At 68.0% G+C, this 19,278-nt stretch carries 16 protein-coding genes; 8 read left to right on the top strand and 8 right to left on the bottom strand.

What is annotated here, in order from left to right; translation table 11 throughout:
- Positions 1-10: 10 nt before the first annotated feature.
- Together ACOZ35_RS05810 and ACOZ35_RS05805 are read left to right on the top strand one after the other, a co-directional pair.
- Positions 11-2,593: a PD-(D/E)XK nuclease family protein gene (locus ACOZ35_RS05810; protein ID WP_424015492.1), complete on the top strand. Its 2,583-nt coding sequence runs from the start codon at positions 11-13 to the stop codon at positions 2,591-2,593.
- Positions 2,590-5,481 (top strand): UvrD-helicase domain-containing protein, encoded by a 2,892-nt coding sequence (locus tag ACOZ35_RS05805; RefSeq protein WP_424015491.1) that lies wholly within the window; start codon positions 2,590-2,592, stop codon positions 5,479-5,481. The genes ACOZ35_RS05810 and ACOZ35_RS05805 overlap by 4 nt, the downstream gene beginning before the upstream one ends.
- A 24-nt stretch (positions 5,482-5,505) precedes the next feature.
- Here ACOZ35_RS05805 and ACOZ35_RS05800 read toward each other — a convergent pair whose 3' ends face one another.
- Entirely contained in the window at positions 5,506-7,191 is a 1,686-nt protein-coding gene (locus ACOZ35_RS05800) for a histidine kinase N-terminal 7TM domain-containing protein (protein ID WP_424015490.1), read from the bottom strand.
- Positions 7,192-7,347: 156 nt separating this feature from the next.
- On the opposite strand from ACOZ35_RS05800, the gene ACOZ35_RS05795 reads away from it, so the two are divergent.
- The 4 genes from ACOZ35_RS05795 to ACOZ35_RS05780 all read left to right on the top strand — a co-directional run bounded on the left by ACOZ35_RS05795 (position 7,348) and on the right by ACOZ35_RS05780 (position 10,524).
- A complete protein-coding gene (locus ACOZ35_RS05795) occupies positions 7,348-7,704 on the top strand; it encodes a hypothetical protein (protein WP_424015489.1) in 357 nt (118 codons plus the stop codon).
- Positions 7,705-7,782: 78 nt separating this feature from the next.
- Positions 7,783-8,052 carry a hypothetical protein gene (locus ACOZ35_RS05790; RefSeq protein WP_424015488.1) on the top strand — a complete coding sequence of 90 codons (270 nt, stop codon included), beginning with the start codon at positions 7,783-7,785 and terminating at the stop codon, positions 8,050-8,052.
- Between the two features lie 158 nt (positions 8,053-8,210).
- Entirely contained in the window at positions 8,211-9,095 is an 885-nt protein-coding gene (locus ACOZ35_RS05785) for an IS1595 family transposase (protein WP_424013737.1), read from the top strand.
- Between the two features lie 64 nt (positions 9,096-9,159).
- Positions 9,160-10,524: an MFS transporter gene (locus ACOZ35_RS05780; protein WP_424015487.1), complete on the top strand. Its 1,365-nt coding sequence runs from the start codon at positions 9,160-9,162 to the stop codon at positions 10,522-10,524.
- A 15-nt stretch (positions 10,525-10,539) separates the two neighbouring features.
- On the opposite strand, the gene ACOZ35_RS05775 is transcribed toward ACOZ35_RS05780, so the two are convergent.
- On the bottom strand, positions 10,540-11,646 hold the full coding sequence (locus tag ACOZ35_RS05775) for a radical SAM protein (protein WP_424015486.1): 1,107 nt from the start codon (positions 11,644-11,646) through the stop codon (positions 10,540-10,542).
- Positions 11,647-11,773: 127 nt separating this feature from the next.
- Here ACOZ35_RS05775 and ACOZ35_RS05770 point away from each other — a divergent pair, with 127 nt between their 5' ends.
- A complete protein-coding gene (locus ACOZ35_RS05770; RefSeq protein WP_424015485.1) occupies positions 11,774-12,664 on the top strand; it encodes a DMT family transporter in 891 nt (296 codons plus the stop codon).
- A 15-nt stretch (positions 12,665-12,679) separates the two neighbouring features.
- Here the strand turns inward: ACOZ35_RS05770 and ACOZ35_RS05765 are convergent, their stop codons facing one another.
- Complete coding sequence (locus ACOZ35_RS05765; protein ID WP_424015484.1) at positions 12,680-13,837, bottom strand: Fic family protein; 1,158 nt, start codon at positions 13,835-13,837, stop codon at positions 12,680-12,682.
- 133 nt (positions 13,838-13,970) lie between these two features.
- A complete protein-coding gene (locus tag ACOZ35_RS05760) occupies positions 13,971-14,333 on the bottom strand; it encodes a DUF2249 domain-containing protein (protein WP_424015483.1) in 363 nt (120 codons plus the stop codon).
- A gap of 43 nt (positions 14,334-14,376) precedes the next feature.
- Here ACOZ35_RS05760 and ACOZ35_RS05755 point away from each other — a divergent pair, with 43 nt between their 5' ends.
- Positions 14,377-15,117, top strand: a complete 741-nt coding sequence (locus tag ACOZ35_RS05755; protein WP_424016037.1) for a helix-turn-helix domain-containing protein — start codon at positions 14,377-14,379, stop codon at positions 15,115-15,117.
- Between the two features lie 47 nt (positions 15,118-15,164).
- Here ACOZ35_RS05755 and ACOZ35_RS05750 read toward each other — a convergent pair whose 3' ends face one another.
- From ACOZ35_RS05750 to ACOZ35_RS05735, 4 genes are read right to left on the bottom strand one after another with little or no spacing between them, the layout of a single operon-like run.
- Positions 15,165-16,154, bottom strand: coding sequence for an ABC transporter permease (locus ACOZ35_RS05750; protein WP_424015482.1), 990 nt, complete (start codon positions 16,152-16,154; stop codon positions 15,165-15,167).
- Positions 16,151-17,008 carry an ABC transporter ATP-binding protein gene (locus ACOZ35_RS05745; RefSeq protein ID WP_424015481.1) on the bottom strand — a complete coding sequence of 286 codons (858 nt, stop codon included), beginning with the start codon at positions 17,006-17,008 and terminating at the stop codon, positions 16,151-16,153. Before ACOZ35_RS05745 ends, ACOZ35_RS05750 begins: the two co-directional genes overlap by 4 nt.
- On the bottom strand, positions 17,005-18,516 hold the full coding sequence (gene nosD / locus ACOZ35_RS05740; protein ID WP_424015480.1) for a nitrous oxide reductase family maturation protein NosD: 1,512 nt from the start codon (positions 18,514-18,516) through the stop codon (positions 17,005-17,007). Before nosD ends, ACOZ35_RS05745 begins: the two co-directional genes overlap by 4 nt.
- A gap of 5 nt (positions 18,517-18,521) precedes the next feature.
- Positions 18,522-19,274 carry a hypothetical protein gene (locus ACOZ35_RS05735; protein WP_424015479.1) on the bottom strand — a complete coding sequence of 251 codons (753 nt, stop codon included), beginning with the start codon at positions 19,272-19,274 and terminating at the stop codon, positions 18,522-18,524.
- Between the last annotated feature and the right edge of the window lie 4 nt (positions 19,275-19,278).

Genomic DNA, 19,278 nt, shown 5'->3' with positions numbered 1-19,278 from the left:
CGCGGTAGTCGTGCCTATTCGGAGAGCGAAACCCGCGGAGTCACTCTACGCGGAGGTCGCCGACTACGACCTCGTTGTGACTCCCGACGCCGCGCTGGCGAGCGCGATCAACCGCCGACTCGACCGCCCCCACTTCGGGACGTTCGCGACCACGCCGCGCCGTCTCGCCGCCGGCCGGCGCGAGCAGGCGGAGGACCGTCGCGCGTTCCTCAAGCTGGTCACCGAGACGGACCACGACTGGAAGGCGGTCGCGTACGCCGTCGGGAACGTCCTCCAGTGTTGGGAACACACAGGCCGCCTCGACGCGATCTTAGCGTACGACGCGTACGTCGACGACGCGACCCGCGAGGTCGTCGAGGTGATGCGCACCCTCCGCACGACGTCGAAGCGGCTCTCGGAGTTCGAAATAGACGACGGGCAGTCCGTCGCGGTCGTCGGCCACGACCAGCTGACCGAGCTGGAGCGGAGCGTCCTCCCGGACGCGTTCGACCGCGTCGACCTCTTCACCGACGAGGCGTTCGACTACCCGCCCTTCCACGTCTTCGAGTCGGCGACGGACATCGTCGCCGCGCTCCTCGACACGGTCTCGGCGCGCAACGCCGAGCACGTCGCGGTCGTCCTCGACGGCGGCGGGAAGTACTCCTCGCTCGTCGAGTCCGCGTTCGAGGCGGCGGACGTCCCCTTCTACGGCGGCCCGGGATTCGCAGACGACCCGCACCACAGGGCGTTCGTCCGACTTCTCCGGCTCTGCTTCCGGGGCTCTGAGACGACCGTCGGCGACGCCGTTCCGGTCCTCACGCAGCTGGGAATCGACGCCCCGATAGCCGACCACGAGCGACGTCTGGCGGCGGTCGACGGACTGAGCGTCGAGTGGCTGCGGACGTTCCGCGACCGTCTCGAGGACCGGACGTTCGCGGAGGCGCTCGACGCGTACGCGTCCGAGGCCGGCGTCGAACTGAGCCGGCTCGACGAGGAGCTGGGGAGCCTCGGGCTCGCCGACGAACCCGTAACGGACGGCGCCGTCGACCGGCTCGCCTACTACCTCCAAACGTACGAGGTCCCGGTCGACAGAGACAACGAGGGCGTCCTCCTCGCCGACGCGAAGTCCTCCGCCTACGTCGACCGTCCCGTCGTCTTCCACCTCGGCATGGGGGAAGAGTGGACGCACTCGGCGCCCAAGCGACCGTGGGTGGACACCGAGACGCAGTTCGAGCGCTACGTCGGGAGCTTCCAGCGCCTGCTCCAGAGCGGCGACCGGCAGTACTACCTCGTTCAGGACGCGGCGGGCGGCGAGCCGATCACCCCCTGTCTGTACCTCGGCGACCTGCTCGACGAGGAGTTCGACCGGTTCAGCGACCTCGAATCGGTCGAGCATCGACGGCGACCGCGGTCGACGGGTGACGGCTTCGACCGCCGATCGACCGGGATTGATCCCCAATCGGTCGAGACGGTCAGCCAGTCGACCCTGAACAGCTACGTCAACAGCCCGCGGGACTACCTCTTCGGGCGGCTCCTCGACACCCCCGATCAGGAGCGGTTCGTCGAGGGGAACCTCTTCCACGACTTCGCGGAGTTCTACGTGAACCACCCGGACGTCGTCGCGGCGGCCGAGGCCGACGATCTCGTCGACGCCATGATCGCGGAGGCCGAGGCGTTCTTCTCGGCCGCCGACGAGACGCTTCGTCGTCGGAAATACCGCATCGGCATGGACCTGATCGCGGAGTACCTCGACGAGGAGGGGCCGGAGTCCGACGACTTCCTCACGCCGGCGTCGGGGTGGGGGACCAACTTCTTCGCCGAGCACTTCGACGAGCCGGTCGACTCCCCGCTCACCGAGCGCTGGTTCGAGGACGACGCGCTCGGCGTGAAGGGGAAGATCGACCTCGTGCGGTCGCCGACCCAACTCCTCGATTACAAGAGCGGACGCAAGAAGCGAGCCTCGCAGGTCGTGGGCGGCGCGGCGCTCGACCCGCCGGCGGACACGCCGAACTTCCAGGCCGCGCTGTACATGACCTACTACCGGACGGTTCGCCCGGACGAGCGGCTGGAGTTCACGTTCTTCCACTTCCTCGAACCGATGGCCGACGTCATCGCGGGCGACGCCGACCTCGAAGACGCGCTCACGACGGTCACCTACCACCCGGTCGCCTTCGACGAGTACGTCGGCTCCCGGGAGGCCTTCGAGCAGCTGCTGGACGGCTACGCAGACTGCCGTGAGACGTTCGAGGACCTCGGATACGCCGCCTACGAGGAGATCGTGGCGCCGCTGACGTTCCCCGAGACGACGGACAGAGGGGAACTGCGCGACTCCGAGTTCGCCGAGCGATTTACTGCCGCGGTCGACGCGGAGACCGCAGCGGACGTCGACGCCGAAAAGGGGACGGATCAGGCGATCCGCGAGTTCAACGGCGTCCGCAAGCAGGCGTTCTTCCGCGAGGACCTGGACGCCTTCGAGGCGTTCGTCGACGAGCGCCTCGACGAGCTCAACGCCCGGCGGGCCGGCGCGGAGCGGTTCCCGATCGACGGGCTCGCCGGCGAGCCGAACTACCGGCGCGTGGACAACCGCGACCTGCTGCTGGAGGGCGACCGATGAGCGAGCCGACACCGAACGACGCCCAGCGGGAGCTCATCGAGTCCACGGAGGGGTCGTACCTCGTCGACGCCGGCCCCGGGACGGGGAAGACGTTCGCCGTCACCCGCCGCTACGGCCGGATCGTCGACCGACCGGACGTGGAGCCGGACGACGTGCTGCTGGCGACGTTCACGCGGAGCGCCGCGACGGAGATGAAAGAGCGGATCGTCGACCACAGCGGGTACGGGCTGCGGGAGCTGGCCGACGCGCCCATCCGGACGTTCCACTCGCACTGCCACGAGCTCCTCCAGGAACACGGGTACGCCGCGCCGACGCACCTCGGCCTCGACGAGCGGATCACGGGCTCGACGCGGATCCTCGAAGACGAGCTGATCGAGGCCGAGCGGTTCCGCGAGTTCTTCGGCGGCTTCCGCGACGACCACCCGGAACACGCCGACTTCTACCGAGCGCTCTCCGCGCCGGGCGAGCTGCTCGACCTGATCGAGGAGCTCGCGTCGAAGGGGATCTTCCCGACGACGGACGGCTGGTACCGGGACGGCGAGTCCCACCTCGACGGCGACTTCGAGGAGTTCGAAGCGCGGTTCGACGCAGCGAACCAGCCCCGGAACGACGGCCGGAAACAGTCGGAGCTGCGCGAGGATCTGAGCGGCTTCGGCCGGGACAAGGCGTACCGCGCGGACGCGCCGTCGAAGTCGACGCTTCGGGGCGGCCGCGGGACGAAGCGGCTCGACGACGACGTGGCGCGGCAGGTCTTCTACGAGGAGCGGGACGGGCTCAAGGCGTTCGTTCACGACGTCTACGTCGAGTACCTGCGGTTCGCGCTGCGCCGGAACTACCTATCCTTCAGCTTCCTCCAGCTGTTCGCGTTCGTCCTCCTCTGCGAGGACGAGCGCGCCCGGGAGGCGGCGGAGTTCGAGTACGTCATGGTCGACGAGTTCCAGGACACCAGCGAGGTCCAGTTCAAGCTCGCGCTGCTGCTCTCCGGGACGGACAACTTCTGCGTCGTCGGCGACTGGAAGCAGAGCATCTACTCGTTCCAGTACGCGGACGTGGACAACATCTTAGAGTTCGAAGACCGGTTGGAACGGTTCGCTGCCGACCTCAACGCCGACGCGGATCGGGTCCCCTTCGACGCGCCCGACCCGACCCGGATCGAACTGCGGGAGAACTACCGGTCAACCGAATCCGTCATCGACCTCTCCGAGCGGGCGATCGTGACGCCAGCCTCGAGCGGCGACGCGGTCGAGACCGATCTCGACGATGTCGTCGGGCTCTCCTCGAACGCCGCCTTCGACAACACGGTCGTCGAGGGGATCCGCCACGAGGACGAACACGAGGCCGTCCTCTCGAAGGTCCAGGAGATTGTTGGCAGCGACGACTATGCCGTCGAGGGCGAGGACGGCGAGCCGCGCCCGCCGGAGTACGGGGACGTCGCGGTGTTCACGCGGACGCGGGACTACGGACGGGAGCTGCTCGACGTCGCCGCCGAGTACGACTTCCCGATGGCGTACGACGGCGGGGTCGAGCTGTTCCGCACCGATCCGGCGAAGCTGCTGCTCGCGTGGCTCCGGATCCTCGAGTCGGACGCCGAGCGCGGCTGGGCGGTGGTGCTCGAACGGATCGGGTACGCGTTCGACGAGATCGACCACGCCCTGGAGACGGAGTCGTACCCGACCGAGCCGAGGGAATTCCGCGACGAACTCCGCGAACTGGAGTCGGTCGGGGCGGTGGCGCGCCGCGTCCTCGACCGCTACGGGTACACGGGCGACGTCGCGGACGTCCTCCTCCACACGGTCCAGTCGGTCCACGACTCGACGACGGCCACCCGCGGCGACGTGATCCGGCACATCGAGCGCGGCGTGGAGACCGGCAGTACCGTCGACGTCCGCGCAACTGCGGGCGACGACGCGGTGACCGTTCAGACGATTCACACCGCGAAGGGGTTGGAGTACCCGATCGTCGTCATGGCGAACATGAACGAGGGGCGCTTCCCGCCGCGGGCCGGCGGGTCGAGCGTGATCCAGTACCAAGATCCGGTCGGCCTCCGCCAGCGGAAGATCTACTCGGAGGAGGCAGATCACCCGCACGTGTACGACAACTGGCGGCACGACGTCATCAGGCGTTGTCTCCCCCGGGCGTACGACGAGGAGCGGCGCCTGCTCTACGTCGCGGTCACGCGAGCGGAGAACCACGTCGTGTTCGCGGCCGGGGAGGATCCGAACACGTTCCTCGAGGAGCTCCCGGTCGCCGTCGAGGAGTTCGAGCCGGACGTCGAGCCGCTCGACCGCGGCGAGCCCGCCGACGCGGAACTGCCGTTCGCGGTGACGGCGCCCGACGGCCCGATCGGTCACTCACCGCACTCGCTGATGGACGAGTCGGTGTTCGAGGATGCGGGCGAGCGGACGGAAGCCGGCCCCGAGCCCGAGACGGAACCCGAGACGCGGGGGATGGACTTCGGCTCGCGCGTCCACGACTTCGCGGAGGCGTACGCGCTCGGCGACGACGTGACGCCGTCGAATAACCACGAGCGCCGGATCGTCGACCTGCTCGACGGCCTGTCGGGCGAGAAATACGTCGAGGAGCCGGTGACGCTCCCGATCGACGTCGACGGACGCCGCGTCACCGTCTCGGGGATCGCAGACCTCGTCCACGTGACCGGCGACCGGGTCGAGGTGATCGACTACAAGACGGACTCCACGCGGCGCGCCGAGTCGGAGTACAAAAAGCAGCTCAGCGTCTACTACCACGTCCTCGACGAGTGGTTCGCCGACAAGGCGGTCGAGACGAGCCTGTTCTACACGAGCGACGGGACGCGCGAACGGATCGACCCGCACTCGATCGAGGAGCTGCGAGCGCTCGTGCGGGCGGCCGAGTCGGATCCCGAGTGACGCTCCGAAGAGTCGGGCCTCCCGTCACTCGGTCAGGTCCGGCAGCGTCACCGTGAGCACGTTCCCGTCGTCGTACTCGAAGTCGATGCTCCCTCGCAGGTTCTGGACGCACCAGTAGACGATCCACAGCCCGATCCCCTGCCCGTGCTGGAGCGGCGTCTCGTCGCCCGCGCGGAGTGTCTCGACTTCGATGTCTGGGATCCGCTCGTTGTCGTCGCGGACCTCGAAGGCGACGTCGCCGTCTGGCGCCTCGGTGACGCTGACGAACACCGCTCGGTCGGACGCCTCCGAGTGAACGATCGCGTTCTCGACGAGATTTCCGAGCAGCGCCGAGAGCAACGTTGGATCCGTTCGAAGGCGGAGATCCGATGGCGTGACCGTCCACTCGACCGTCGCGTCGTCTTGGACGGCGGAACGGCTCGCTTCGACGTCGGAGAGGACGGCCGACACGGAGAGGCTCGTCGGCTGTCGGTCCCGTTCTTGAAGGCGTTCGAACGTGCGCGCCTTCTCGCCGATGGCGAGCAGCCGATCGCTCGCGGCGCCGATCTTCCCCGCCCGCGCCGCCTGCTGCGGGTCGGCGGCGTCGGCTTCGAGCAGGCTCGCGTAGCCGCCGATGACCGTCGTCTCGTTGCGGAGGTTGTGTCTGAGAACTCGATTTAACACCGCGAGCTGCTGCTCTCGCTGCCGGTCGGCGGTCACGTCGTACAGGACGAGCATGCTCCCGACCGCGGCGTCGCTCTGGTCGGTCAGGCTCGTGTACGACACGGCGAAGGTCCCGCCCCGCTCCGCGCCGAGCGTGATCTCGCCGGTCTCGCGAAGCGTCTCCAGCTCGACGCCGAGGGCCGCGTCGAGGGCGACGGGAAGTGGATCCGAGAGCGCGGTCGGAAACAGCGCCTCCGCGCGGTCGTTCACCCGGACCACCTGCCCGTTCGTGTCGAGGATGAAGACGGGGTCGGAAAGCGACTCCAGCCCGGTCTGTTCGGCCATGCGCTGCGTCGCCGGGTTCGTCGCGAACATGTGCGTCCCGACGAACGCGTACGCGTCGAGCGCGACGTGGACCAGCATCAGCGGCGCCGTGAGATGGAGCTGCGGAACCGGACCCAGCCCGAACAGCCACACGGACACGCCGACCGACGGCGGGACGGTGCTCAGAGTGACCGCCGTCGCCTCGCGCCGGTACAGCGGCCCGTAGCTCAGTATCGCACCGATCAGCAGGAGCGATCCGACGCCGGCGGTGCCGATGGAGAACAGCAGGGCGAAGACGCCCCACGGCTGGACCGTGTACGTGGCCGTCGCCAGCCCGAACACCGGTGCGAGCTGGAAGTCGGCCCACACCAACTGATACACGGGGTTCGTCGCGACGAACACCACCGTCAGCAGCGGAACGGCGGCGGCGACGCCGAAGAGCGGCGTCCGAATGAGCTCCCCGCGCCCGGTGTAATCGAGGCCGAACGCGAGGAAGAACGGCCCCATGAAACAGACGCAGACGAACGAGATCGCGCCGAGCGCGGTCCGAAGCGTCGGGTCGGAGACGAGGAGCGCAGCCCCGTAGGCAAAACAGAAGACGGCGACGGACGCCATGTTGCCCATGAACCAGTCTGCTCCCGACCGGTCCCGCTGGCGGTACAGGTACTGTAGCAGGTACAGCGCGCCGAAGCTGGCGCCGAAGGAGGCGAGGACAAACCCGATTCCGAGCGCCCCCAACGTCATTTCTCGTTGATAACTCGGCACGGAGTCGACTATAAGATTGTGAACTGTCTCCGGTCATCGCCCCGCTCGAATCCGACGCGGATCGGTCGAACCGGGAGGCCCGACGTTCATCCGGCACAAGCTTGATGCCTATTAGACATATAATAGGAAGTGAATATGCCCGAAAAACATCAAACGATCGCGGGAGCAACCATCGACTACGGCGCCGCCGACCGCCTCTTCCCCGTCGAGGAACTGGACGCGACGGTGGTACAGTACCGGGACGCGCAACTGGCGCTCGACGACGTCGACGGGTCGGCCGTGGTCGCCGTCGCGCCAACGAACCTCGCGAGCGGCTACCGCCTCGCTCAACACCCGCTTACCGCGATCCGCGTCGACACGCTCCCCGCCGCGGTGCGGACGCGTCTCGCCGACGAGCTCGACGCTCCCCTCGACGCGTTCGAGTTCGTTCGGATCGGAAAACGGAACAGCGAGAGCGCGAACCGCTCGCTCGCCGAGTTCGCGGATGCTTGACCCCCGATCCGTGGGGGGCTGGGCGCCTGACCGCGACCGTTCCCGCCGTCGCATGACCGCAACCGCACGCACCGACGCATGACCGAGAGTCTCGCCGAGGAGTACCCCGAGGCTGCCCCGTTCATTCAAAAGGCCGTCGACAGACACGGCGAGGAGTGGGTACTTGAGAACTACTACCGAGAGATCTATCCGCTCGGGCAGGTGATGCGGGTTCCGGAAAAGGAGGAGCTCCCGTTCTACGATCCGGACGAACACGAGGCGATGACGAACGAAGAGAAAGCGGAGATGTACGGCGCGTGGGCCGAATACCGGGAGAACCTCAAAAACGGGACCAAGCCGGGAGAGTGACCCCGCCCGGCTTCCCCGAGGGGCCCTGTCGGTCGGGACCGGTTTCGGACGGGAGCGTGTCGCGTGGACGCTCTTCTGTAGGAGATTGTTGATACTGCTGAGCTGTCGCTGTGGAGTCGAAGAGGACAAGGACACCGCGTCAGCGGTGTCCGACACGAATGATTCCGCTGGATGTGTTTGGGTCGGAATCGGTCGCAGCGGACCTGTTACAGCAGGTTCGCTGGCGTGACGGCGTTTCCTGTCCTCGCTGCCGTTCTGACCGAACGGTCAGAAACGGCAGCTATGGGCAGTTTCAGCGGTATCTCTGTAAGGATTGCGGCCGCACGTTCAACGACAAGACCGGCACGATCTTCGCTCACTCGAAGATCGCACTCCGCAAGTGGCTGTTTTCGATCTACGCGTTTTTGCGGTTTAACACGAGTCTCAGGCAGTTACAATGCGAAATCGAGGTCGCCTACAAAACGATTCACAGGCGTGTCGAGCGCTTCGCTGAAGCGCTCGACGCGCCGTCACTCGATCTCCGCGGCCCGGTTGAAATTGACGAGTTCTACGTCTCTGCCGGCTTGAAAGGCCGCGAGCGCGACCAGTGGTCGCGCTCTCGCGGCCTCTCTCGACGCGGGCGCGGAACGTATGATCAAGACAAACCGCCCGTGTTCGTTCTCGTGGATCGTGGCACCGAGCAACGGTACGTTGTGCCGGCGAAATCCGCAGACGAATCGACGATCCGGCTCCTGCTGGCAGACCGCCAGCAGGAGCCTCTCACTGTCTATACAGACGGATTTCGTGCGTACGATCCGCTTACTGAAGACGAGCAATTCGACCGCGAATACGTCGTTCACGGAGACGGTGAGTACGCCGACGAGACGGTCCACGTGAACACCTGCGAGAGCCACGCGTCGCTGGCGCGACGGTGGCTCTCGCCGCATCGAGGCATCTCAAAAGATCGCCTCACACAGTATCTCCGAGCGTTCCAACTCAGACGAGAACTCTACCGCAAACCCGGACGAAAAGCGCTCAAACACGCCGTCAAAGCAACTCTCTGAAATCAACAATGTGCTACACAAGAGCGCGCGTGGATTTTTGCCGACGCCAGCCGCAGAGGGTTCCATGAGCGACGACCCGGCGGGCACCGAGGCGGAAGGGTCCGGCGCGCTCGACGGGTTTCGGCGGTTCTTCGCGCTGGAGCGAGACGTCCTCGTCCTGTCGGTCGCGCTGTTCGCGTTCAGCCTCGGCTTCCAGATGACGAACCGGTTCCTCCCGGAGTACCTGGTCGCGCTCGGCGCGTCCGGCTTCGTCGTCGGGCTCTTCGGGACGTTCGGCAACGTCATTTCGGCGCTGTACCCCTATCCCGGCGGCGCCGTCTCGGATCGGATCGGCTCTCGATACGCGCTCACCCTCTTCGGCCTCCTGTCGACGCTCGGCTTCCTCGTCTGGCTGGTCGCGCCCGGCGTCGGGTCGTTCACCGTCGGCGGGCTCACCGTCGAGCCGTGGATCTGGATCTTCGTCGGCTTGGTCCTCGCACAGGCGTGGAAGTCGTTCGGGCTCGGCGCGACGTTCGCGGTGGTGAAGCAGGCGACGGCCCCCTCGCGGCTGGCCGCGGGGTTCGCCAGCACGGAGACGTTCCGGCGGACGGCGTTCCTCGTCGGCCCGGTGCTGGCGGCCGTCCTCATCGGGCTTCGCTCCGAGTTCACCGTGAGCTTCCAGTTCGTCCTCGCGGTCGCGGTCGTTTTCGGCGCTCTCGGCACGCTGGTCCAGCACGTCCTCTACGACGCGAGCGACGACTCCTTCGGCGGTTCGTTCGCGGGCCTCGACCAGGTCCGTCGGGACCTCCGTGAGATGCCGGCACCCCTCCGGCCGCTGCTCGTCGGCGACACGCTCGTGCGGTTCGCGAACGGGATGGTGTACGTGTTCTTCGTTCTCGTCGTCACCCAGTTCTTCGAGGTCGGCCTCGATACCACCGTCGCGCTCGGCGGGTTCGCGTACGGCGTCGACCTCTCCCCGCAGGCCTTTTTCGGCTACCTCCTCGGCATCGAGATGCTCGTCGCGCTGTTGATCATGGTCCCCGCCTCGAAGCTCGCGGAGCGGGTCGGACTGAAGCCGGTCGTCGCGGTCGGGTTCGCCGTCTACGCCGTCTTTCCCGTCGTGCTGATCTACGCGCCGGCGCTGGCGGGATCGGCGCTGCCGCTCTGGGCCGTGATGGTCGCCGTGTTCGCGTTCTCCGGCCTCCGGTTCGCCGGGCTGCCGTCGCACAAGGCGCTGATCGTCGGACCGGCGGAGCAGGGAACCGGCGGCCGCGTCACCGGGACGTACTACCTGATACGGAACACCATCGTGATCCCGAGCGCCGCCGTCGGCGGTTACCTGTGGGACTTCGTCAGTCCGGAAGTCGCGTTCACCGTCGCGGCCGTCATCGGTGCCGTCGGCACGGGATACTTTCTCGCGTTCGGCGAGGAGTTCGAGGCGTACGCCTGAGCCCGAGTCCTCCACTCAGTCGGCCGGCTCAGGCCGATCGCCGCCATCGACCCCTCGCTGCCGTTCCGGAAGCGGCCCGTCGTACCCCTCCGGGACGTACGGGCAGAGGGGGTCGCTGCCCGTCGGGTCGCCGGTGGCGGCGTACGCCCGAGAGCGGCTCCCGCCGCAGACGTGCCGGAACTCGCAGGCGCCGCACTTCCCCGAGAAGCCGTCGGGGTCGCGGAGCGACTCGAAGAGGTCGGAATTGCGGTAGACGTCGACGACCGACCGCTCGCGGACGTCGCCGGCCGACTCGGGGAGAAAGCCGGACGGGTACACCTCGCCCGTGTGACTGACGAAGGCGAACCCGCGCCCGGCCGTGATCCCGCCGCGTCGCTGAGCGGCGCCGTCCGTCTCGCCCGCCTCCGCTCGCTGGATCCCCACCCGGCGGTAGAACGGAGCCTCGGTCGTCTTCACACCGAAGCGCTCCTCGTCGGACACCTCGTGGAGCCACGCCATGGCGTCCTCGGCGCGCTCGGGCGAGACCGGGTCGAGGACGCGCCCGCGACCGATCGGGACGAGGAAGAAGACGCTCCAGAGGACGGCGCCGAGCTCGCGAACGCGGTCGCGGATCGCGGGGAGGTCCTCAACCGTGTCAGCGCAGACGGTGGTGTTGACCTGGAGCGGGATCCCGGCGTCGCGGGCTGCGCGGGCCGCCTCGACCGTGTCCTCGAAGCTCTCCTCGCCGCGGAAGGCGTCGTGGCGCTCGCGGGTCGACCCGTCGAGGCTGAGCGCCATCCGCGCGATCCCCGCGTCGCCGAGGTCGCGGACGCGCTCGGGCGTGAGCGACCGCGTCCCGCTCGGCGTGATCGTCATCCGGAGCCCGCGGTCGTCGCCGTGCGCGACCAGCTCCGTGAGGTCGTCGCGCGCGAGCGGGTCGCCCCCGGAGAGGACGACCAGTTGCCCGTCACCGAACTCGGCGGCGTCCTCCAGCAGTCGCTTTCCCTCCGCGGTCGTCAGCTCGTCAGGGTGTCGCTGCGGTTTTGCGTCGGCCCGGCAGTGCCGACACGCGAGCCCGCAGGCCTGCGTCACCTCCCAGATGAGGACCAGCGGCCGCCGGTCCGTGTCGAGGTCGTCGAACATCGCTTACGCCCGGCTACGATCCCGATCCGTTTGGGGTCGTTCCCGAACGTGTTCCCCACTGGTGGCAGCGAGCGGTAGCCGAGGTAGTTCGACGGGTATTTCGCCGGGGGCGGCGACCTCCTCTTGAATGAGTCGCTACCGGACGGCCGGCCGCTTTCTGTTGCTGTGTGCCGTCTGGGGAACGGCGTTCATGGCGACGGACGTCGGCCTCGCAGATCTCCCCGCGGTACCGTTCGCAGCCGTCCGCTTCGACGTCGCCGCCGTGCTGCTGTTCGCTGCCGTCCTCGCCTCCGGTGTGGACATCCGTCCCAGGACCCGCGACGACTACGTCTACGTGCTCGTCGGCGGTGCCCTCATCATCGGCGCCCATCACGCGTTCCTCTTCGCCGGCCAGCGGTACGTCACGGGGGGCGTCGCCGCCGTGCTGTTGGGGCTCGTCCCCGTGGTGACGCCCGCGCTCACGCGGCTCGTCTCCACCGACGAGGAGTTCACCGCCGCGACCGCGCTCGGCGTCGCGCTCGGGTTCGTCGGCGTCGTCGTCATCGCCGACCCCGACCCCGCGAACCTCGCGGACAGCGTCCTCGGTGTCGCGCTCGTGCTCGCATCCGCGCTCGCGTTCGCCGTCGCCGCGGTCGTCACCCACAGCCGATCGCCGTCGATGCCGTTCCTCTCCACACAAGCGTGGATGATGGCTGTCGGCGCGGCGGTCCTCCACGCCGCCGTCCTCGCGCTCCCCAGTCAGTCGTTCGCGACCGCCGCGTGGACCCCGTCCGCGCTCGGCGCCGTCGCGTATCTCTCCGCGGTCGCCGGTGTCGGCGGCTTCCTGCTGTATTTCACTCTCCTCGACGACCTCGGCCCCATCGAGATGAGCTTCATCGAGTACGTGATCCCCGTGTTCGCGGCGCTGGCGGGCTGGCTCGTGCTCGGACAGGAAGTGACGCCCGCGACGGTCGTCGGGTTCGCGTTCATTCTGGCGGGGTTCGTCGCCGCGAAGTGGCGGACGCTGCGTGGGATATAGTGCGTATAAGCGCTGCTACCGCCGTACCGGCCGTTCGAGAATGTCGAATATGTCGATTGCTTTGTACTCGCGATTTCGCTGTCGGCCGGTCGCTTCGACAACGAGGCCATCCGATTCGAGCTCTCCAATCGCATTGTAGGCAGTCTGTCGACTCACATCGAACCGGTCCGTGACATCCTCTGCGGTGAAGTACGGTAGTTCGAACAGTCCTCGGGCGAGCTTGTGGCTTGTCTTTTGGTTCGGATACTGCGCTTCGTACCCTCGCCGGAGTTCGAGTAATTCGAATGTTCGCTCGTAGGAATCCTTCGCTTGTTCCTCAATGCCCTCGATAAAGAACGCAATCCAATCGCGCCAGCGGCCTTCTTCGCTAACCGCACGCATCGTCTCGACGTACTCCTGTTTGTTTCGATTAAAGTAGGCACTCGGATAGAGGTACGGATCAGACAGATAGCCGGCCTTGTGTAGCTGGAGGACGATCAAGATGCGTCCGAGACGACCGTTGCCGTCCGAGCAGGGATGAACCGTTTCAAACTGATAGTGAGTGATCGCAAGGTCGACCAGCGGATGATACTCACCGTCCATCTGTATATACGCTTCAAGCGAATCCATCAGCTCCGGGACGCGGTCCGCCGGTGGTGGAACGAACGGAGGCTGTTCGCGACGTGGCGACGGAATATGAACGTCGTCATCTCGCCACTCACCAACGACGTCGCCCTCGTTCCGAACTCCTTCGAGTAGTGTCTCGTGGAGCGATTTGAGCAACGCGACCGAAATTGACTCACCGCTTTTAATTGCGTCAAATCCGTCCCTGAGTGCGCGCTCGGCGTTGAGAACTTCCCGTAAGTCGCGGCTCACACGCCCAGAATCGCCGGACTTCCGGCGTGTGTGATACGCGTAGACTTCGTCCATCTCGACGTCTGCGCCCTCAATTTCTGCTGTTTCGACTGCTTCGAGCCGAAGGAGCGACGTATACAGTACCGGTGAGAAATCGACAATCGGGCTAATCCCGTCGATGCGTCCGAGTTGGAACGTCGCATCCGATATCGTCGATGCGAGATCCTCGTCGATCTCGATCGGCGACGAGAGCGGCAACTTCTCTGGAATGTAGTAGGGGCGTGGATGCGACTGTTGGTAGTGCCCCGGCGCATCTGGTGGTAAATTCTCTGTTCTCATTTTGAATTAGTTGGCATCTAACGCGCCTTAATCATATTGATTATAAACACATTTGGATAAGAGGGGTCGAAGACAGTTCCAAATCAAATTCTAGTCATCTCGTTGTGCTACAACTGCTTCCGTTCGTGCGTCGCTAACGTCTCTGATTAGCTCTTTCTTCATCGCCGGCGATGGTAGGACGAGAGCGGCCGGCGCGCTCGCCGTTGGCCGGCCAGATCGCCGTGACGACCGCGTCGGTCGCGTCTGTCTCGACCGCTGCGTACGCGAACCCGCGGTCCTCCAGCCGCGGGAAGAGGAACTGTGGGGTCCGGTCGTTGTACTGGACCAACACGTCGTCGTCGCCGAGTGTCTCGACGCGTTCGAGCGTCTCGCGCAGCGGCTTCGGCGGCCCGAGGTTCCGAACGTCGAGGGAGACGGTCTCCCCGTCCGTCGGCGCGTCCGTCCGCTCGGCCACCGCCCGTTCGACCGCCGCCGGATCGCCGAGTTCGGAGCTCATGTTTGACGATACGGAGCCGATCCCCGAGTCGTTTGTGACGAACATGTTCCGGCGAGCGCGGAGCCGAAGGTACTTCCACGCCGGCGCCGAAGCGGCGGGTATGGCACAGGCACGCCTCCGCGTGACGATTCCCGACGGGCCGTGGGTCGGCGACGTCTCGCGGGAGTACCCCGACGCGCGGTTCCAGGTGTTGACCGCGACGCCCGACGACGGCGCGGGGTTCGCGCTGGTTCGGATCACCGCGGACGACACGGACCCGATCCTCGAGACCATCGCCGATCACGACACGATCACGCACACCTCCGTGATGGCCGAGGACGACGGGATGATCACCGTTCAGGTCGAGGCGCTCGTCCCGCTGTTACAGATGGTCGCGCGCAAGGCCGGCGTCCCCATCGAAATGCCGGTCGAGATCCGCGACGGCGTCGCCCGCGTCGACGTGACGGGCGACCACGAGCGTGTCGCGAAGTTCGGCGAGGCCCTCCGCGACGTCGGCGCGGAGTTCGAGGTCGAGTACGTCCAACAGCGCGTCAACCCCGGCGGGTCGCTCACGGAGCGCCAGCGCGAGGTCCTCTTCGAGGCGGTCGACCGCGGCTACTACGACGTGCCCCGAGAGACCACGCTCACCGAGGTAGCGGATCACGTCGGCATCGCGAAGTCGACCTGTAGCGAGGTGCTCCAGCGCGTGGAGCGTACCATCGTCCGGGAGTTCGTCGACGACCTCCCGCGACGCCCGGTCGACTTCGAGTCGCCCGAGGACGACGGGATCGAGCGGATTCAGTAGCGGCGACCGAGAAGAGTCAGCACGGTCGCCGCACGCGACCGACTTTTTCAGAGCCGACGGCGACGGACGAGCAGCGCGGCGACCGCGACGGGGACGACGACCCACGCGACGAGCGACGCCGCGAGCGCGACTGTCGACAGTCCACTCCCGGCGAGGACGGCGGTGAACCCGCCGCCAGCGGTGGTGCCGAGCCCGCTCAACACGAACACGCGGAACGCGCTCACCGGGTTCGAGTACACCAGCGCCGACAGCGCGGCGTCCGGCAGCTCGGTGGCCGCGACGATCCCGAGCGCGAGCAGGTCGTGGACTAACACGAACCACACCCACACGAGCAGCGCCGCGCCGAGCGCGTGAGTCTTCTCGCGGGCGACCGTCGACAGCAGCAGCGCGACCGCGAGGAACGCGGCCCCCACGGCGACCGTCCCGCCGAGGAACCCGAGGAACGCGGAGAACGCGTCCGTCCCGAACTCGCGGACGATCAGCGCGCCGCTGAAGCCGAAGCCGAGTATCGTCGCGCCCGCAAGCACCGCCAGGCGTCCGAGGTACGTCCCGGCGACGACCTCGCTCCGGCGGACCGGCAGCGAGAACACGACAGCGAGCCACCCCTCGTCCTCGCGGCCGACAATCGCGTCGTAGCCCAAGGCGAGCGCCGCAAGCGGGACGAGGTAGGCGGCGAGGCTCGTCAGCGACGCGACGACGCGCTCGGCGCCCGCCGGCCCGACCGCGGAGCCGCTGAAGGTTAAGATTACGCCGCCGAACACGACGAACAGCGCGGTGAGCGCGAGTGCCCACCGGCTCCGGACCGCCAGCCGGTACTCCGTGACCGCGACGACGAAGACGTGCCGGAGCGCCCCGCGGGCGCCGCCCGCGGTCGCCGTCTCGGTCGGCTCGGCGGTCGCCGTCGACTCCGAGTCGCCGGTGTCCACGTTCGGCCCGCCGTCGAGCGCGCCGACCGCGCCCGCCGCGTCCGGGTGGCCGCCGTCGGGACGCGTCGCTTCCTCGGTCCCTGCGTCGGACCGATCGCGTGAGTCGCTCATGGCGCCACCTCCTCGCGGTCGGCGGTCGCGTCGTCGGCCCGACCCTCACCGACTCGCGCGTCGGTCGTCGAACGACGCGCCGCGTCGTCTCCGACCGCATCCCGGAACGCCGCCCGGAGCCCCTCGCGGTCGCGACCGGGGCGGGTCTCCGAGTCGCCGTCGCCGTCGCGGTCGGTGGCGGCCTCGGCCTCCGCGGCGAGCTCGTCGACGGTCCCAGCCGCGCGCACCTGTCCGTCGTGGAGGACGGCGGCGCGGTCGCAGAGCCGCTCGACCTCCCCCAGCACGTGCGAGCAGAACACCACCGTCGCGTCGGTCTCCGTCGTTATCTCCTCGACGATGGCGTGGAACTCGTCGACGCCGCGGGGGTCGAGCCCCGCCGTCGGCTCGTCGAGGATGAGCACGTCCGGGTCCGGGAGCAGCACCGTCGCCAGCCCGAGCCGCCGCTGCATCCCGTTCGAGTAGCCCGAGACGCGGCGGTCGGCCTCCTCCGGTGTCAGCCCGACGCGCTCGATCGCCTCAGCGATCCGGCCGTCCTTCGGGAGGCCGCGCATCGCCCGGTGAACGCCGAGGACCTCCCGGCCGCTGAGCCCGTCCGGGAACCCAATGTGTTCGGGGAGGTAGCCAACCCGCTCGCGGATCCGCCGCCCGTCCTCGGTCACGTCGGTGCCGCCGACGCTGACGGTCCCCGCGTCCGGTCGGTCGTGGCCGACGAGCAGCCGGAACAGCGTCGACTTGCCGGCCCCGTTGGTGCCGATGATCCCGAACGTCGAGCCGCTCGGGATCGCAAGCGAGAGCCCGTCGAGGGCGGTCACGTCCCCGTACGTCTTCCGCACGTCGGTCGCGTCGATTCTCATGGTGTGTCCTCCGTGTCCGCGGTTCGGTTCGCGGCGCCGGTCGCGTCGCCGCCGCGCTCGCCGCCGCTCGCCGCGTCGCGCGGCTCGTAGGCCCGCCAGTCGTGGTTCGGCTCGACGAGCGGGTGCCGGTCGACGACGCCGGGCGTCTCGATCACCGGGAACGAGCTCTCGGCCAGCCGCACCGCCTCGAACGCCGGGCTGTTCGCGAACGCTGCGGCCTGCGGGTTGTCGGCCACGAGGTTCTCGACGATCCCGATCGGTCGGTGCCGGATCTCGCTGACTCCGTCGCCGTCGCGGTCGGCCACCTGCGCGCCCGACCAGTAGTTGCCGCGCTCGCTGCCATTCCACGCGACGAGCGAGTTGCGGGCCGTCCGGACCGCGCGCTCGTTGCGGACGAAGCTGTTGCCCGCGACGACCTCGCTCCCGCTCTCTGCGGCGCTGTGGATCCCGATCCCGTTGCGGTAGATCAGGTTGTCGACGAGCCGATTCCCCTGGGCGTTGTAGAGGTAGAGCCCGTTGCGGTTCGCGACGAGGTGGTTGCCGGCGATCGTCGACTCCTCGATATCCTTCGCCATGATGCCGTGCCCGCTGCTGTCGTCGTTGCGCAGGGCGGTGTTGTTCCGGACGGTCAGCCCCTCGCTCACCATCAGCGCGTAGCCGACGCCGTTGTCGGCCGCGACGTTGTCGACGAGCGTGTTGTCGTCCGAATACATGTAGTGGACGCCGTAGCGCGTGTGGCGGATCGTGTTGTTCTCGGCGCGCACGTCCGTCGCCCACGAGAAGTAGATCCCGTCGCGGGTGTCCGTGATCTCGCTGTCGCGGACGACGGTCCCCTTTGTCTCGTACAGGTGGATCCCGTTGCCGCGGTCGGTTTTCGGGTACACGTCCTCGCGGCCGTCGATCCGCACATCCTCGATCACGGCCTCGTCGACGCTGTCGACCCAGATCCCGTACGCCGTGTCGGTGATCCGGACCGACTCGATCCGGGCGCTGTCGCCCGCGACGAAGACGCCAGCGTCCTCCGTGCCGAGGTCGCTGCCGGAGCCGCGGACCCAGACGCCCGAGACGGTGACGTTCTCGCCGCTCACGGTGAGCACGCGCCCCTCGGCGCCGCCGTCGATCACGGCGCCGTCCTCGCTCGCGACGATCCGCAGGTCGTCGACGCTCGCGTTGACGCGCTCATCGAACCGGCCGTCGAGGACGATCGTGTCGCCCGGCTCGGCGGCGTCGATCGCTGCCTGCGCCGAGGCGAACGACTCGCCGTCGACGGTGGCGGTCCCGTCGCGGTCGGGCGCGGTCACGCCCGTCGCGGCGAAGTCGGTCGTGACGTCGAGCCCGGGGGCGCCTGAGGCGTTCGGGACGGCGGCCGACCCGCTCGCGTCCGCGGCGCCGCCCGCCCCCCCTGCGCCCGCGCCGGCCACCGGGAGCGCCACGCCGAGCGCGACCGCGACGACCGCGACGGCGCAGGCGGCCGCGAGGAAGCCGACCTCGAAGCGGTCACCCGACATGGCGATCACCCGACATGGTCGCCCCCGCCGACGTCGCGGTCTCGGTCGGCGCTCTGGTCTCCCGTGACGCGCTCGCGGATTTTTCCGGGGAGCGCGCGGGCCAGTTCCGGGAGCTCGCTCACGGTCGCCTCGATGTCCCGCGCGAGGTAGGCGGCCACGAGCAGCAGCACCGCGAAGACGGTCATGTACCCGCCGGGGCCGAACCACGCGAAGCCGCTGATGTTGGCCACCTCGTAGGGGCCGAGCAGGGGCGGCGTGAACGACTCGATGCCGCGGAGCGGCGCGTCCGGATCCAGCGAGTGGCCGGCCTGATACAGCCGGTACTGGATGAACGCGAACATCCCCACGAAGACGGTGATCGTCCCGACGAGCTGGGCAGTGAGCCCGGCCTTCAGCTTGCGGACCGTCGGCGCGAACGCGACGAACGCGCCCGTCAGGGCGAGCCCGACGAACACGACCGGCCCGAGCAGCCACTCGGGGACGTCGATCGCGGCCTCGTTGACGGGGTAGTTCGGGTCGATGAACACCGGGTCGGGGTAGTAGAACCCGGCGTACTTGTTGAGCCCCTGTACCTCGGCGAAGTCGCCGCCCAGGCGCGGGTAGGCGTACAGCTCGATGAGCAGCTCCTGACCGGGGTACTGCGGCGCCGTGAGCGTGATCTTCCACACCGGGACCAGCAGCGCGCCGACGAGCAGCGCCGCGGCTACCAGCGGGAGCGCGCGTCGGATCTCGGCCAGCCGCGCGAGCGACGAGTTCATGGCG

It is taken from the genome of Halorubrum xinjiangense (assembly GCF_049604745.1).
In the GTDB taxonomy this organism is placed as follows: domain Archaea; phylum Halobacteriota; class Halobacteria; order Halobacteriales; family Haloferacaceae; genus Halorubrum; species Halorubrum xinjiangense_A.
The sequence above is the reverse complement of the archived record's forward strand: the minus strand, read 5'-3'. Positions and strand labels throughout refer to the sequence as shown.

What these genes read in the sequence shown, in the direction of transcription:
- ACOZ35_RS05745 (WP_424015481.1), bottom strand. Translation starts at nt 17,008, where the DNA reads ATGAGAATCGACGCGACCGACGTGCGGAAGACGTACGGGGACGTGACC.
- ACOZ35_RS05770 (WP_424015485.1), top strand. Translation starts at nt 11,774, where the DNA reads ATGAGTCGCTACCGGACGGCCGGCCGCTTTCTGTTGCTGTGTGCCGTC.
- ACOZ35_RS05750 (WP_424015482.1), bottom strand. Translation starts at nt 16,154, where the DNA reads ATGAGCGACTCACGCGATCGGTCCGACGCAGGGACCGAGGAAGCGACG.
- ACOZ35_RS05780 (WP_424015487.1), top strand. Translation starts at nt 9,160, where the DNA reads ATGAGCGACGACCCGGCGGGCACCGAGGCGGAAGGGTCCGGCGCGCTC.
- ACOZ35_RS05805 (WP_424015491.1), top strand. Translation starts at nt 2,590, where the DNA reads ATGAGCGAGCCGACACCGAACGACGCCCAGCGGGAGCTCATCGAGTCC.
- ACOZ35_RS05765 (WP_424015484.1), bottom strand. Translation starts at nt 13,837, where the DNA reads ATGAGAACAGAGAATTTACCACCAGATGCGCCGGGGCACTACCAACAG.
- ACOZ35_RS05790 (WP_424015488.1), top strand. Translation starts at nt 7,783, where the DNA reads ATGACCGAGAGTCTCGCCGAGGAGTACCCCGAGGCTGCCCCGTTCATT.
- ACOZ35_RS05755 (WP_424016037.1), top strand. Translation starts at nt 14,377, where the DNA reads ATGTTCCGGCGAGCGCGGAGCCGAAGGTACTTCCACGCCGGCGCCGAA.
- ACOZ35_RS05795 (WP_424015489.1), top strand. Translation starts at nt 7,348, where the DNA reads ATGCCCGAAAAACATCAAACGATCGCGGGAGCAACCATCGACTACGGC.
- ACOZ35_RS05775 (WP_424015486.1), bottom strand. Translation starts at nt 11,646, where the DNA reads ATGTTCGACGACCTCGACACGGACCGGCGGCCGCTGGTCCTCATCTGG.
- ACOZ35_RS05800 (WP_424015490.1), bottom strand. Translation starts at nt 7,191, where the DNA reads ATGACGTTGGGGGCGCTCGGAATCGGGTTTGTCCTCGCCTCCTTCGGC.
- ACOZ35_RS05760 (WP_424015483.1), bottom strand. Translation starts at nt 14,333, where the DNA reads ATGAGCTCCGAACTCGGCGATCCGGCGGCGGTCGAACGGGCGGTGGCC.
- ACOZ35_RS05785 (WP_424013737.1), top strand. Translation starts at nt 8,211, where the DNA reads ATGATTCCGCTGGATGTGTTTGGGTCGGAATCGGTCGCAGCGGACCTG.
- ACOZ35_RS05735 (WP_424015479.1), bottom strand. Translation starts at nt 19,274, where the DNA reads ATGAACTCGTCGCTCGCGCGGCTGGCCGAGATCCGACGCGCGCTCCCG.
- nosD (WP_424015480.1), bottom strand. Translation starts at nt 18,516, where the DNA reads ATGTCGGGTGACCGCTTCGAGGTCGGCTTCCTCGCGGCCGCCTGCGCC.